Source organism: Streptomyces niphimycinicus, from assembly GCF_018883605.1.
GTDB classification, from domain to species: domain Bacteria; phylum Actinomycetota; class Actinomycetes; order Streptomycetales; family Streptomycetaceae; genus Streptomyces; species Streptomyces niphimycinicus.
Genome location: NZ_JAHLEM010000549.1, coordinates 1 through 14129, shown reverse-complemented (window position 1 = coordinate 14129; position 14129 = coordinate 1). Strand labels below are relative to the sequence as shown.

The 14129-nt window shown below is 70.1% G+C and carries 13 protein-coding genes; 3 read left to right on the top strand and 10 right to left on the bottom strand.

Going from position 1 to position 14129, the window contains the following annotated elements; translation table 11 throughout:
* The 5 genes from KN815_RS35875 to KN815_RS35855 form a co-directional block, all read right to left on the bottom strand.
* Nucleotides 1–1119 (bottom strand): DUF475 domain-containing protein (locus KN815_RS35875; RefSeq protein ID WP_216346022.1); only part of this gene is annotated, 1119 nt, incomplete at its 3' end.
* 52 nt (nucleotides 1120–1171) lie between these two features.
* The gene (locus KN815_RS35870; RefSeq protein ID WP_216346021.1) at nucleotides 1172–1747 is read right to left on the bottom strand and encodes a TerD family protein; all 576 of its coding nucleotides are present in this window, start codon (nucleotides 1745–1747) and stop codon (nucleotides 1172–1174) included.
* A 179-nt stretch (nucleotides 1748–1926) separates the two neighbouring features.
* Nucleotides 1927–2502, bottom strand: coding sequence for a TerD family protein (locus KN815_RS35865; RefSeq protein ID WP_009718272.1), 576 nt, complete (start codon nucleotides 2500–2502; stop codon nucleotides 1927–1929).
* Nucleotides 2503–2602: 100 nt separating this feature from the next.
* Nucleotides 2603–3061: a peroxiredoxin gene (locus KN815_RS35860; protein WP_216346020.1), complete on the bottom strand. Its 459-nt coding sequence runs from the start codon at nucleotides 3059–3061 to the stop codon at nucleotides 2603–2605.
* 148 nt (nucleotides 3062–3209) lie between these two features.
* A complete protein-coding gene (locus KN815_RS35855; RefSeq protein WP_014060347.1) occupies nucleotides 3210–3650 on the bottom strand; it encodes a DUF3052 domain-containing protein in 441 nt (146 codons plus the stop codon).
* A 472-nt stretch (nucleotides 3651–4122) separates the two neighbouring features.
* Between KN815_RS35855 and aceE the strand changes: the two genes are divergently transcribed.
* Nucleotides 4123–6852 carry a pyruvate dehydrogenase (acetyl-transferring), homodimeric type gene (gene aceE / locus KN815_RS35850; RefSeq protein WP_216346019.1) on the top strand — a complete coding sequence of 910 codons (2730 nt, stop codon included), beginning with the start codon at nucleotides 4123–4125 and terminating at the stop codon, nucleotides 6850–6852.
* Between the two features lie 330 nt (nucleotides 6853–7182).
* Entirely contained in the window at nucleotides 7183–8400 is a 1218-nt protein-coding gene (locus KN815_RS35845; protein WP_253209449.1) for a UDP-N-acetylglucosamine--N-acetylmuramyl-(pentapeptide) pyrophosphoryl-undecaprenol N-acetylglucosamine transferase, read from the top strand.
* On the opposite strand, the gene KN815_RS35840 is transcribed toward KN815_RS35845, so the two are convergent.
* From KN815_RS35840 to rfbB, 4 genes are read right to left on the bottom strand one after another with little or no spacing between them, the layout of a single operon-like run.
* Nucleotides 8366–8803, bottom strand: a complete 438-nt coding sequence (locus KN815_RS35840; RefSeq protein WP_216346018.1) for a low molecular weight protein-tyrosine-phosphatase — start codon at nucleotides 8801–8803, stop codon at nucleotides 8366–8368. The genes KN815_RS35845 and KN815_RS35840 overlap by 35 nt on opposite strands.
* Nucleotides 8800–9936 carry a DegT/DnrJ/EryC1/StrS family aminotransferase gene (locus KN815_RS35835; protein ID WP_216346017.1) on the bottom strand — a complete coding sequence of 379 codons (1137 nt, stop codon included), beginning with the start codon at nucleotides 9934–9936 and terminating at the stop codon, nucleotides 8800–8802. The genes KN815_RS35840 and KN815_RS35835 overlap by 4 nt, the downstream gene beginning before the upstream one ends.
* Nucleotides 9933–10898 carry an ATP-grasp domain-containing protein gene (locus KN815_RS35830; protein WP_216346016.1) on the bottom strand — a complete coding sequence of 322 codons (966 nt, stop codon included), beginning with the start codon at nucleotides 10896–10898 and terminating at the stop codon, nucleotides 9933–9935. The genes KN815_RS35835 and KN815_RS35830 overlap by 4 nt, the downstream gene beginning before the upstream one ends.
* A gap of 5 nt (nucleotides 10899–10903) precedes the next feature.
* Nucleotides 10904–11923, bottom strand: coding sequence for a dTDP-glucose 4,6-dehydratase (gene rfbB, locus KN815_RS35825; RefSeq protein ID WP_216346015.1), 1020 nt, complete (start codon nucleotides 11921–11923; stop codon nucleotides 10904–10906).
* Nucleotides 11924–12161: 238 nt separating this feature from the next.
* Between rfbB and KN815_RS35820 the strand changes: the two genes are divergently transcribed.
* A complete protein-coding gene (locus tag KN815_RS35820) occupies nucleotides 12162–13457 on the top strand; it encodes a helix-turn-helix domain-containing protein (protein WP_216346014.1) in 1296 nt (431 codons plus the stop codon).
* A 341-nt stretch (nucleotides 13458–13798) separates the two neighbouring features.
* Here the strand turns inward: KN815_RS35820 and KN815_RS35815 are convergent.
* On the bottom strand, nucleotides 13799–14129 hold a 331-nt coding region (locus tag KN815_RS35815; RefSeq protein ID WP_216346013.1), incomplete at its 5' end, for a peptidase inhibitor family I36 protein.

Sequence of the window (14129 nt, the reverse complement as noted above, 5' to 3'; positions counted from 1 at the left end):
CCAGTACGAGGCGCCGATCAGCACCACGCCCACCAGGCCGGTGATGACCTCGTTGATCTCGTACTTGATCGTGACCAGCAGGATCGCGGCGAGCGCGCCGATCGCGTAGTGCGCGCCGTGCTCCAGGTAGACGTAGTCGTCCAGGGTGCCCCTGCGGACCAGGAAGACGGTCAGCGACCGGATGTACATGGCGCCGATGCCCAGACCCAGCGCCATCTCGAAGATGTCGTTGGTGATCGCGAAGGCGCCGATGACCCCGTCGAAGGAGAAGGACGCGTCGATGACCTCGAGGTAGAGGAACATGAAGAACGCGGCCTTACCGGCGAGGCCGGCCACCGAAGCACCGCTGGAGCCCCGGCCACCGCTCCCGCCGCTGCCGTTGAGCTGGGCGTTCGCGGCGCGCTTCGTCTCCTCGCCGCTCTCGTCCGCGCCCTTGGCCTCGTCGGCCTCGTCGTCTTCGTCCTCGTCTTCGAGTTTGTCCTCGAAGTAGCTGGAGATGCCGCCGACGATCAAGTAGGTGACCAGACCGGCGACGCCCGCCAGCAGGACGGTGGCGCTCTTGTCACCGCCGCCGTGGGCCACGTCGGTGGCCACGGTGGTGGCGGAGATCAGCAGCACGACCAGCGCGACGACGATCGAGAACGTGTCCAGCCGGCCCAGCTTGGCGAGCGGCTTCTCCAGCCACCCCAGCCACCTGATGTCCCGCTCCTCGAAGATGAAGTCGAGGAAGATCATCAGCAGGAAGATCCCACCGAAGGCCGCGATCGCCGGATGCGCCGCCGTGACCAGGTGCTCGTACTTGTCCTTGTCGTTGATCGCGAGATTGACGGCCTCGACGGGACTCAGCTTCGCCGTGATGGCGACGATGATCACCGGGAAGACCAGACGCATACCGAAGACGGCGATCAGAATGCCGACCGTCAGGAAGATCTTCTGCCAGAAGGCGTTCATCTTGCGCAGAATGCCCGCGTTGATGACCGCGTTGTCGAATGAGAGCGAGATCTCCAGGATCGAGAGGATCCCGACGATCGCGAGCCCCTGCCACCCCCAGAGGACGCCGGCCAGGGCCAGACCGATCACCGTGACGGCGAACGACCAACCAAAGGTTTTGAGGAGCACTGCCTACCCAATCCTTCGTCGTAAGGTCTCCCCCGCGCGCTATTACGCGGTTTTACGAAACGTTGACTCCGAAGTCTAGAGCGATGCCGCGCAAACCCGACGCGTACCCCTGCCCCACGGCCCTGAACTTCCACTCGCCCCCATAGCGATAGACCTCGCCAAAGATCATCGCGGTCTCGCCCGAGGCGTCCTCGGAGAGGTCGTAGCGGGCCAGCTCCTGGCCGTCCGCCTGGTTCACCACCCGGATGAAGGCGTTGCTGACCTGCCCGAACGTCTGGCGCCTGGCATCGGCGTCATGGATCGAGACCGGGAAGACGATCTTGTCGACCCCGGCCGGGACCTTGACCAGATCGATCAGCAGGGACTCGTCGTCCCCCTCGCCCTCACCGGTGAGGTTGTCGCCGGTGTGCTCGACGGAGCCCTCCGGGCTCTTGAGGTTGTTGTAGAAGATGAAGTACTCATCGCCGAGCACCCGCCCCGACTGGCACAGCAGCGCGCTGGCGTCGAGGTCGAACGGCGCTCCGGTGGTGGAGCGCGCGTCCCAGCCCAGGCCGATGAGCACATGTGTGAGATTCGGAGCGGCTTTGGAAAGGGAGACATTGCCCCCCTTGGCGAGTGTGACGCCCATGATGCTGATTCCTCCCCGTGGTGCGTGGGTGATGCGCGTCCGGCGCCGCACCCCTGCCGCTGGGGCGCGGGGGTGCGGCGCCGGAATGGCCTCGTGCGCAGGCCGGATGCGGCCTCGTACGGGCCCCTGAACAGCCTTGGACGGCCGGTGACGGCCCTCGATGGCGCTCGACGGCTCGCTCAGACGTTGACGCCGAAGTCCTGCGCGATACCGCGCAGGCCCGAGGCGTACCCCTGGCCGATGGCGCGGAACTTCCACTCCGCCCCGTTCCGGTACAGCTCGCCGAAGACCATGGCGGTCTCGGTCGAGGCGTCCTCGGACAGGTCGTAGCGGGCCAGCTCATTGCCGTCGGCCTGGTTCACCACGCGGATGAAGGCGTTGCGCACCTGGCCGAAGCTCTGCTGCCGGGTCTCGGCGTCGTAGATCGACACCGGGAAGACGATCTTGGCGACATCGGCGGGGACGCCCGCCAGGTTCACCTTGATCTGCTCGTCGTCGCCCTCGCCCTCACCGGTGATGTTGTCACCGGTGTGCTCCACGGAGCCGTCGGGGCTCTTGAGGTTGTTGAAGAAGACGAAGTTCTGATCGTTGCCGACCTTGCCCTCGGCGTTCGTCAGCAGGGCGCTGGCGTCGAGGTCGAAGTCCGTGCCCGTGGTGGTGCGGGCGTCCCAGCCCAGACCCACGACGACCGCGGTCAGGTTCGGGGCTTCCTTGGTCAGCGAGACATTGCCGCCCTTGCTGAGGCTGACTCCCACGAGTCCTCCCAAAAAGGTTCGTCAGGAGCACTGCGTGCCCCTTCATCAAAGGTTTCCCATCAGGATCAACGCGTCGATCCTAGTGAGCGGTTCCCGGCTACTACAGCGTTTCGAGGGCCTTGACGTAGTCGTTCAGGTCCCGCGCGTCGGGCAGGCCGTTGACGATCGTCCAGCGCACCACGCCCTCCTTGTCGATCACGAAGGTGCCGCGCACCGCGCAGCCCTTGTCCTCGTCGAAGACGCCGTAGGCGCGGCTGGTCTCGCCGTGCGGCCAGAAGTCCGACAGCAGGGGGTACTCAAGACCCTCCTGCTCGGCGAAGACCCGCAGGCTGAAGGGCGAGTCATTGGAGACCGCCAGCAACTGGACCTCGTCGTTGACGAACGTCGGCAGCTCGTCGCGGAGCGCGCACAGCTCGCCGGTGCAGACGCCGGTGAAGGCGAACGGGTAGAAGAGCAGCACGACGTTCTTCTCGCCCCGGAAGTCGGCGAGCCTGACCGACTCGCCGTGCTGGTTCTTGAGCTGAAAGTCGGGGGCCTTCGCACCGACCTCTATCGCCATGGGGACATCCCTTCGCTCACGTCCGGAAGATCACGTTCGAATGATCATGTGGTGCGCGTCTGATCATGTGGTGCGCGTCCACCCTACGTGCAGAGCCCCCCTCCGAAAGGGCACGGAGGGGGGCTCTGAGGTGTGGATCCGCGAAGTCTCAGCGCTTGCCGCTACGAGCGGCCTTCGGCGTGACCAGACGGCTGCCCGTCCAGTCCTTGCCCGCGTTGAAACTCTTGGTCTGGGACAGGCCCGCGGTGGTCGCGGCCTCATTGATATCGCTCGGCTCGACATAGCCGTCACGGCCGGTCTTGGGCGTCAGCAGCCAGACCGGTGCGCCGTCGTCGATCATCTGGATGGCGTCCACCAGCGCGTCCGTCAGATCGCCGTCGTCCTCTCGGAACCACAGCACAACGGCATCGGCCACATCGTCGTACTCCTCGTCGACGAGCTCCTGGCCGGTGATCTCCTCGATGGACTCGCGGAGCTCCTGGTCGACATCGTCGTCGTAGCCGATCTCCTGGACCACCTGTTCGGGCTGAAAACCCAGCCTCGCGGCAGGGTTGGTCCGCTCCTCCGCGTGGTCCGCGGTCGCGCTCACGGATTGCCTCCTGTCATCTTGCATTCACTCTTCGAGTCTGTGGGGGCCCCGCGCGCGTACGCGAGGCTTGGGCGTAGTCCACACGGGCCGGGCGGATCGCGCAAGTACCCGGCCAGCGATCCCGCCCAAACGTTGACGTGTCGCCGCAACTCCCATCATGGAGGAACGGCACGCAACGGCGCGCGGCCGACCGGATTGCCCGAGGATGTCCGGCTTACGTGTGTGTCTAGCCACCTTACGCCGCCCCGGCGCCGAACGGCCGTACGCAGACGACCCCGGTCGTGGGCGTAAGGTTGCGATTCGGCCGTCGCACGCCGAACGGCCGCCGGAGCGCCCGTCTCACCTGGTGATGGTTACCACTCGGTAGAGGTGACGTATCCCGTACCCGAGGTACACGATGGACAACGGCGCTACAGCAGCAGAGCACGAATCCATGTGCGTGCACAGCACGACCGAAAAGCGAAGGAATAGCGTGGCTTCCGGATCCGATCGCAACCCGATCATCATTGGCGGCCTTCCCAGCCAGGTCCCGGACTTCGATCCCGAAGAGACCCAGGAATGGCTCGACTCGCTCGACGCAGCCGTCGATGAGCGAGGCCGGGAACGTGCCCGCTACCTGATGCTTCGCCTGATCGAGCGCGCCCGCGAGAAGCGTGTCGCCGTGCCCGAGATGCGCAGCACGGACTACGTCAACACCATCGCCACCAAGAGCGAGCCGTTCTTCCCCGGCAACGAGGAGATCGAGCGCAAGGTCCTCAACGCGACCCGCTGGAACGCGGCGGTGATGGTCTCCCGGGCGCAGCGTCCGGGGATCGGGGTCGGTGGCCACATCGCCACCTTCGCCTCGTCCGCTTCTCTGTACGACGTGGGCTTCAACCACTTCTTCCGCGGCAAGGACCACGACAGTGGCGACCAGATCTTCTTCCAGGGCCATGCCTCTCCCGGCATCTACGCCCGGGCCTTCCTGCTGGACCGCCTGACCGAGGACCACCTGGACGGGTTCCGTCAGGAGAAGTCCAAGCTCGGTCACGCGCTGTCCAGCTATCCGCACCCGCGGTCGATGCCGGACTTCTGGGAGTTCCCCACGGTCTCCATGGGCCTGGGCCCGCTCGGCGCGATCTTCCAGGCGCGGATGAACCGCTATATGGAGGCGCGCGGCGTCGCCGACACCTCCAACTCCCACGTCTGGGCGTTCCTGGGCGACGGCGAGATGGACGAGCCGGAGTCGCTCGGCCAGCTCTCCCTGGCCGCGCGTGAGGGCCTGGACAACCTGACCTTCGTGGTCAACTGCAACCTCCAGCGGCTCGACGGCCCGGTGCGCGGCAACGGCAAGATCATCCAGGAGCTGGAGTCGCAGTTCCGCGGCGCCGGCTGGAATGTGATCAAGCTGGTGTGGGACCGCACCTGGGACCCGCTGCTGGCGCAGGACCGGGACGGGATCCTGGTCAACAAGCTGAACACCACCCCGGACGGTCAGTTCCAGACGTACGCGACCGAGACCGGTGGCTACATCCGGGACCACTTCTTCGGCGACGACCAGCGGCTGCGCAAGATGGTCGAGGGCATGACCGACGACCAGATCCTGCACCTGGGCCGCGGCGGTCACGACCACAAGAAGATCTACGCGGCGTATGCGGCGGCCAAGGCCCACAAGGGCCAGCCGACGGTGATCCTCGCGCAGACCGTCAAGGGCTGGACCCTCGGCCCGAACTTCGAGGGCCGCAACGCGACCCACCAGATGAAGAAGCTGACGGTCGACGACCTCAAGCGCTTCCGCGACCGGCTGCACCTGCCGATCCCGGACCAGGAGCTGGAGTCCGGCCTGCCGCCGTACTACCACCCGGGCCGGAACTCGGAGGAGATCCAGTACATGCACGACCGCCGCAAGGCACTGGGCGGCTACGCGCCGACCCGTGTCGTGCGCGCCAAGCCGCTTCAGTTGCCGGGCGACAAGACCTACGCCGCGCTCAAGAAGGGCACCGGGCAGCAGCAGATCGCCACCACCATGGCGTTCGTACGGCTGCTGAAGGACCTGATGCGGGACAAGGAGATCGGCAAGCGATTCGTGCCGATCGCGCCCGACGAGTACCGCACCTTCGGCATGGACTCGCTCTTCCCCTCGGCGAAGATCTACTCCCCGCTGGGCCAGACCTACGAGTCGGTCGACCGTGAGCTGCTGCTGGCCTACAAGGAGTCGCCGACCGGGCAGATGCTGCACGACGGCATCTCCGAGGCGGGCTGTACGGCCTCGCTGATCGCGGCGGGCTCCGCGTACGCCACGCATGGCGAGCCGCTGATCCCGGTCTACGTCTTCTACTCGATGTTCGGCTTCCAGCGCACCGGTGACCAGTTCTGGCAGATGGCCGACCAGTTGGCGCGCGGGTTCGTCCTGGGCGCGACCGCCGGTCGTACGACCCTGACCGGTGAGGGTCTCCAGCACGCGGACGGCCACTCCCAGTTGCTGGCCTCGACCAACCCGGCGGTCGTCGCGTACGACCCGGCGTACGGCTTCGAGATCGCCCATATCGTCCAGGACGGTCTGCGCCGGATGTACGGCGAGAACAGTGAGGACGTCTTCTATTACCTCACCGTCTACAACGAGCCGATCAAGCACCCCGCCGAGCCCGAGAACGTGGACCGCGAGGGTATCCTCAAGGGCCTCTACCGCTACCGGCAGGGCGAGCAGGGCACCATCCCGGCGCAGATCCTCGCCTCCGGTGTCGCGGTGCCGTGGGCCATCGAGGCCCAGCGCATCCTCGCCGAGGACTGGAACGTCAAGGCGGACGTCTGGTCGGCCACGTCCTGGAACGAGCTGCGCCGCGACGCCGTCGAGACGGAGGAGCACAACCTGCTCCACCCGGAGGAGGAGCAGCGCGTCCCGTACGTCACCCGCAAGCTGGCGGACGCGGAGGGCCCGAAGGTGGCCGTCTCCGACTGGATGCGCGCGGTTCCCGACCAGATCGCGCGCTGGGTCCCCGGCACGTACCAGTCCCTGGGCGCGGATGGCTTCGGCTTCGCCGACACCCGCGGCGCGGCCCGGCGCTTCTTCCACATCGACGCCGAGTCGATCGTGCTCGGCGTGCTGACGGAATTGGCCCGCGACGGCAAGATCGACCGCTCGGCCCTGAAGCAGGCGATCGACCGCTACCAGCTTCTGGACGTGGCCGCGGCGGATCCGGGCCCGGCGGGCGGCGACGCGTAGCCGTCTGCGACGGCGGGGAGCCGTGACGCGGTAGCCGTCCACGACGGCAGCGAGCTGAACGCGGGGCGGGCTGGGCCTCCAGCCCGCCCCGCGTTGTCGTATGCCCCGGCACCTGGCGTTCCGGGGGCGCGCCCCCGGAACCGCAGGCGGAGTCGAGGCGGGGCGCCTCGCCCGCCTCCAGGACACTGTGGTCATTTATCGGCTCTGTCCTGGCCTGCTACCGGGCCTGGCCTCCTACCGCTCCGCCGGGGCAGCGGGCCTACAGCGCGGCCCGGCCGGACCGTCCGGAAAGCGCGGCCGGGCGGGGCCGAAGCTACTAGGGTGCGCGGGGTGACTGAACCTGCTTCCCGTCTGCCGAGCACCTTCCGCCTCATCGTCACGGGGGGAGGTACCGGCGGGCACACGTACCCCGCGCTCACCGTGGTCCGGACGTTGCAGAGACGGCTGGCGGCCGACGGCCGCGCGCTCGACGTTCTCTGGATCGGCACTCCCGACGGGTTGGAGGCCCGCGTCGCCCCAGCCGAGGGCATCGCCTTCACGACGGTCGCGACGGGCAAGATCCGCCGGTCTGCGAACCCGCTCAAGATGGTGTCCCCGGCGAACATCAAGGACATGGCGCGGGTGCCACTCGGCGTCGCCCAGGCGAGGAAGGCGATCAGCGGCTTCCGGCCGGACGTCGTGCTGGCGACGGGCGGGTACGTCGCCGTCCCGGCCGGGCTCGCCGCGCGGCTGTGCAAGCGCCCGCTGGTGCTGCACGAGCAGACCGTCCGGCTCGGGCTGGCGAACCGGAAGCTGGCCGGGTCGGCGGCGCGTATCGCCGTCTCCTCTGAGTCGACGCTGCCGCTCCTCCCGGAGGCCGTACGGTCCACAGCGGTCGTCACCGGGAACCCGGTCCGGCCGGAGGTCCTGAGCGGGCACGCGGACAAGGCAGTCGCCGCGCTCGGGCTGACCGGCTTCGACCGGCGGCTCCCGACGCTCTACGTCACCGGCGGTGCCCAGGGAGCGCAGCAGATCAACGAGGTGATCCGGGACGCTCTCCCATGGCTCCTGGAGCGCGCCAACGTGGTGCACCAGTGTGGGCCGACGAACGTGGAGGCGCTGCGCGCGGGTGCGGCGGCGCTCCCGCCGGAGCTCGCCGGGCGGTACTACCTCACCGGGTTCGTCGGCCCGGAGCTCCCCGACGTCCTGGCGCTCGCCGACATCGTGGTCTCCCGCAGTGGCGCCGGCACCCTCGCGGAGCTCACCGCGCTCGGGAAACCGGCCGTGTTCGTGCCGCTCGCCTCCGCTGCCGGGAACGAGCAGGCGCACAACGCCCGGCACCTCGAGGACGCCGGCGCCGCCGTCGCACTCACCGGCGAGGTCACCGCGGACCGGCTGCAGAACGCCCTCGGGCCGCTCCTCTCCGACCCAGCGCGGCGCGCGGGGATGGCGGAAACGGCCCGGAGGCACGGGCGGCCGGACGCGGCGGACAGGCTCGTGGACGTGCTCCTGTCCGCCGCAACCGGCTGGCTTCTTACGGGAGGTGCCGCGGGGCGCCGTCCTCGATGAGGCGAACGACGTCGGCGAAGGCATCCGGCTCCTTGCCCCAGGGGTCGGGGACATCCCGGTCACCCAGGTACAGGCCGCACTTCCCCGCGGTCGCCTCGTCGGTGAGGGCGCGGAGGGCGGTGAGGTTGCCGGCATCCATCGGGAGGACGGTGTCCGCCCACTCCAGCAGGGCCGGGCTGATGGGCACGCCGCGGTGCGCGGTGAGGTCGTAACCGGCCGCCGCCGCGGCCGTCACCATGTCCGGGTGGGCGGGGTGCCCGACCCATTTCTCCCGGGTGCCGGCCGAACGGACCTCGACGGCCGGGCCCCCGAGGTCGGCAAGGACGACGGCCGCGAGCGGTGATCGGCAGTGGTTCCCGAGGCACACGGCGAGGAGGCGCCGCGGCCGGGCGGCGGCGCTCACCGGCCGACCCCTACGAGGGCGCGGCGGAGTTCGCCGACGGCGTGCTCGGCGTCCACCTTCGTGAGGTGCTGGTGGAACGGCAGGGTCATGATCTGTTGCCCCAGTTGCTCGGTGACCGGCAGCGGCCGGTGCCACTTCGCGAAGGCGGGCTGCGTGTGGTTCGGCGGGTAGTGCACGCCGACGCCGATGCCACGGTCCCGGAGCATGCGGAACACCCGGTCGCGGCGGCCGTTGAGGACGCTCACGGCGAACATCGGCGGCATGGTGCGCTCTACGTCGGCGTCGACCAGGGCGACCCCGTCGACCCCGTCGAGGGCGGCGGCGTACGCACGCCAGAGCGCGCGGCGCCGGGTCTCCGCCTCGGCGAAGTGTTCGAGCTGCACGAGGCCGACGGCGGCGTTCAGCGGTGACATCTGCACGCGCATCCCGAACCCGTCGACCGTGTACGTCGTCGCCTCCGCGCGGTGAGCGGCCGACTCCACGATGCCGAGGCCGCGCAGCCGTCGGCAGATGTCGGCCTCCAGCGGAGTACGGGGCACGATCGCGCCGCCGAGCCCGCAGGTGAGGTTCTTGATCGGGCCGAAGGAGAAGCACGTCACCATGCCGGTCGCGCCAACTCGGCGAGCGCCCTGCCAGGAGCCGAACGCCTGAGCCGCGTCCTCGACCACGGTGACACCGTGCTCGTCCAGTACGGGGCGTGCCGGAGCGAGGTCCACGGCGCGGCCCCCGTAGAGGACCGGCATGACCGCGCGGGTGTGCGGGGTGAGGGCGGCCAGGACCTCGGCGGGCTCGACGCACCCGGTGCCGGGGTTGACCTCGATGAAGCGCGGACGGGCCCCCGTCGCAACGATGGCCTGCACGGTCGCGCAGAACGTGAAGGAGGGCACCAGGACCTCGTGCCCGGGACCGACGCCGGCGGCGAGGAGGCCGACATGGAGGGCAGCCGTGCCGGAGGCGACCGCTACTACGTCCGGCACGCCGAGGAACGCCGCGACGCGCTGTTCGAACAGCTCCGTGACCGGGCCGTGGTTGTACTGGCCGGCGCCCAGCGCGGAGGCGATGGCGGACTCCTCGCCGCCGTAGAGGTACGGGCGCGCGTTCCGCGCAAGGTCCGAGGATGCGGTGAGGCTCATCGGGTCGTCCCTTCGCTGGTGGCCAGCGTCTCGACGTACTTCGTGAGGGTGACGTCGGGCTTGTACGTAAGCCGGCCATGGTCGACTTCCTGGCGGAAGAGGCCGCGGAGGTACTGCCCGATGTAGTCCGCGCCGGCCGCGACGGAAGCGGGGAACCCGCCGCCGACCCGGGCGTTCGCCTCGGTGATGAGGACGCGGTCCGGGCCGTCCTCGCGGATGAAGCCCTGCACGCAGCACGCCCCGGTGATGCCGGTCGCGGTGAGCGTCGCGCGGACGCGCTTCTCGGCATCGGGGTCGTTGAACGTGCGGCTCACGACGGCGAGCCCGCCCTTGACCAGGAGCCGGTACCGGAGGATCACGGAAGCCCGGCCAGTACGGTCGACGAGGCAGTCCGCGGTGAACTCCTGCCCGCGGACGTGCTCCTGCACGATCGGCGCAGGGATGAGCTCGCACAGCACGCGGGCCTGCTCTCGCGTGCGGCACACGTGCACGCCCTTCGCGCCCTGCCCGTGCCGCGGCTTGACGACGAGCAGGCCATCCGGCGCGCGGTCGAGCTCGTCGGGGAGGACGGTGCGCGGGGTCGGCACGCCGTGCTCGGTGAGCACCGCGGCGAACCGTGCCTTGTCACCGCAGGCCGTGACCGCGTCCCGGTCCGGGAGCCATGTGGTGACGCCGAGGTCGGCCAGCGGCCGGCGGAGGCCAACCATGCGCGGGAGTTCCCGCTCGATGGTCGGGAGGACGGCGTCGGGCCGGTGTTTCGCGCACAGGCAGAGCATGCCGGCGCGGTACGCGGCGTCCGTCGCCGGCGGGATGACATGAGCGGTGACCTCGGGGAGGAGGAGCCCGGCCGCGTGCGGGTCCGCGTCGACCGCGAGGACCTTGCAGCCAAGCCGCTGGAGGGACCGGGCGAGGTCGAAGCCGGGGGCGCCGCCGACCCCGGTGACGAGGATGCGCTTCGGCACGCCGGTCACCACCCTGCCGGGGAGGCGGCGGGCACGGTGCGCGAGGGCCGGGCGGCCTGCGGGTTGCGCATGAGCGGAGCCCACCGGTCGGGGTTGCGGCGGTACCAGTCGGCGGTCTCGGCGAGCCCGTCCATGAGGTCCCGCTCAGGCCGGTACCCGAGCTGTGCCGAGGCCTTCGTCCAGTCGATGGAGTACCGGAGGTCATTCGCCGGCCGGTCGGGCACGTACGTGATCGTGTCCTCCGTCGCGTCGCAGATGCGGAGAAGGTAGTCGGTCAACTCCCGGCCGGTGAGGTCGGTTCCGCCGCCGAGGTTGTAGACCTCCCCGGGAGTGCCGCCGCGGAGGACCGCCTCTACGCCGGCACAATTGTCTTCGACGTGGAGCCAGTTGCGGACGTGCTCGCCCCGCCCGTGGAGGGTGATCGGCTCACCGCGCTGGAGGCGGGTGAGGAACAGGGGGATGATCTTCTCGGGGTGCTGGTATGGGCCGTAGTTGTTCGAGGACCGGGTCACGCACACCGGCACGCCGTACGTCTGGAAGTACGACAGGGCGACGAGGTCACTCGCGGCCTTCGACGCGGCGTAGGGCACGGACGGGCGGAGCGGGAACTCCTCGGTGGCCGTGCCCTCCAGCAGCGGGCCGTAGACCTCATCCGTCGAGACGTGCACGAACGTCTCGATCCCGTGCCGCATCGCAGCGTCGAGGAGAGTCTGCGTGCCGTGCACGTTCGTCGCGAGGAACGCCCCGGCGTCGGAGAACGAGCGGTCGACGTGCGACTCAGCGGCGAAGTGCACCACGGCGGTGTGCTGCTGAACCAGTTCGCCAACGAGCTCGGCGTCAAGGATGTTGCCCTGGACGAACGTCAGCTTGGGGCTGAGGAACGCCGTCCCCAGGTTCTCGATGTGGCCGGCGTAGGTGAGGGCGTCAAGAACGGTCACGGTAGCGACATCCTCCGCGCGGATGATGCGCTTCACGAAGTGCGAGCCGATGAAGCCGGCCCCACCGGTCACGAGCACGTGTTCCATGGGCGCCTCCTTGGAGGGAAGGGGACGGCACCGGCATTGACCTGCGCCGTCGGAAGTTGCCCAGCCGATCGGTCGGGCGTGAACTCACCATGTCGCCGGGACCTGGGTGTTGGGAGGCGGAAGGGCTCGGTCGGCACGCGGTGTGCGGGGCTCGCACACGGTGTGCATCCGTACGCCCTCCCGGCGCCCCGGAGTTGCCGCTACCGTCGTCCCTCCCGCCGTTCCGTGGGAGGCGCCTATGGACGTCATCAGACCCGCGCAGGAGATCGGGGCCGAGCTCCGCGGAGCCCGTTGCCGCGCGCGGCTCACACAAACTCAGGTCGGAGGCGCCGTCGGCTACTCGGCGTCCGCCGTCTCCCGGATCGAGGCCGGCCGCATGCGGCTGGAGTACGACCGGCTCCTTGCCTTCGCGGCGTTCCTCGGTATCCCACCCGACAGGCTGACCAGGACTCCTGTGCCCGGCGGTGCCATGCTCGGTACGGTGGGGCGTCCAGCGGACGAGGAGGATGCGGTGCGTCGTAGGAACCTGCTCACCGGGGCGGCAGCGATCGGGGTGACGGCCGCACTCGGCGCCCCACCGGCCGCCGCAGCCGCCGGCGGAGGTGATCCGGCCGCTCCTCTTGAGGACTACCTCTTCCGACTGCCCTCCGCTGCGCCCGTCCCGGTCGCGCGGCTGGTGCAGGAGACGGCGAGTGCGCGGGCGGACTTCCGCGCGGCCCGGTACACGTCCCTCGGGCACGCCCTCCCGGGCTTGCTCGCCGCCGTCTCGGCGACGTGGGAGGAGGCGAGCGGGCACGCGCGGGAGAAGGCGGGCGTCGTCCTCGCCCGCGCGTACGTCCTCGCCGCGGAGCTCGCGCTCAAGCAGCACTCCGACGCGGCCTGGGCCGCCGCCGACCGGGCGCTCACCGCAGCCCGTACGTCCGGGCACCCGGTGCCGATCGGGGAGGCATCCCGTGTGCTGGCAATCACGATGCGCCGCTCGGGGAACTGCCCCTCCGCCGTCCGGCACCTCACACGGGAGGCCGGGGACCTCGACACGGGGCAGGAGCAGACGGCCGCGGTCCGTACGACGCTCATGCTCACCGCCGCATACAGCGCGGCGACGGGCGGGGACCGCACGACCGCGTTGGACCTCCTCGACGCGGCTGAGGAGGAGACCGCCCGCCGCGAGGCCGCGCCCTCCGGCCTGTTCACCGTCGATGCGACGCGCACGCAGGTCGACGTGTACCGCATCGGCGTCTTCAACGCTCTTGGTATCCCGGATGAGGGCGTAAGCGTGGCGCGGGGGATCAACATCGACAGCATGCCGACGCCGGAGCGGCGGGCCCGCGCCTGGACAGACACCGCCCGCATGTGGCACGCCCTCCGGGACGGGCAACAGACCCTGGCAGCGCTACGGCGGGTCGAGCAGGAGGCGCCGCAGGAGGTGCGGCGGCCGGCGCTCCGCGCGCTGACCGCAGATCTCCTCTACGCGCCCGCCCGGGTGCCCGGCGTACGGGAGTTCGCGGCCCGTACGGGCGCCGTCCCCGGCTGACCGCCGTGTCCGCCCGCCCTGGTTGTGGTAGGGGCGAGCGGCTGACGGCCGCTCAGCGGGTGGGCTGTCCGGCCCGGCCGGGCCGGACAGCCCACCCGCTGAGCGGCCGTCAGCCGCTCGCCCCTACCACAACCAGGGCGGGCGGACACGGCGGTCAGCCGGGGACGGCGCCCGTACGGGCGCCGTCCCCGGCTGACCGCCGTGTCCGCCCGCCCTGGTTGTGGTAGGGGCGAGCGGCTGACGGCCGCTCAGCGGGTGGGCTGTCCGGCCCGGCCGGGCCGGACAGCCCACCCGACGCTTGAGCCCGACCCGGCGGAGCCTCGGACGTCAGTCGGCTGGGGTCATCGTTCCCAGATTTTGAAGGCCCGTACCTGGTAAGGGGTTTCGGGGGCCCAGGAGCCCGTGGGGTAGGTGCGGAACTCGGCCGTCTCGGCGCACTCCCCGCTCTGATATGCCGTCACCGGACGGCCCGTCCGGTTCGCCAGCGAGGCCGCGCTCGTGCCGGACGGCAGGGGGACACAGCTTTCGATGTCGACACCGGCCAGTTCATGGGTCTGGCGGGCCCCCGTGAAGCCGCCGCTCCGCCACAGGCAGAGCTGACCGGCGGCGCAGTTCCCCAGCCGCGGTGGCGCGGCGGCGGCCCGCGCCGTCGCCGCCGTCGCGGCCGGGGCC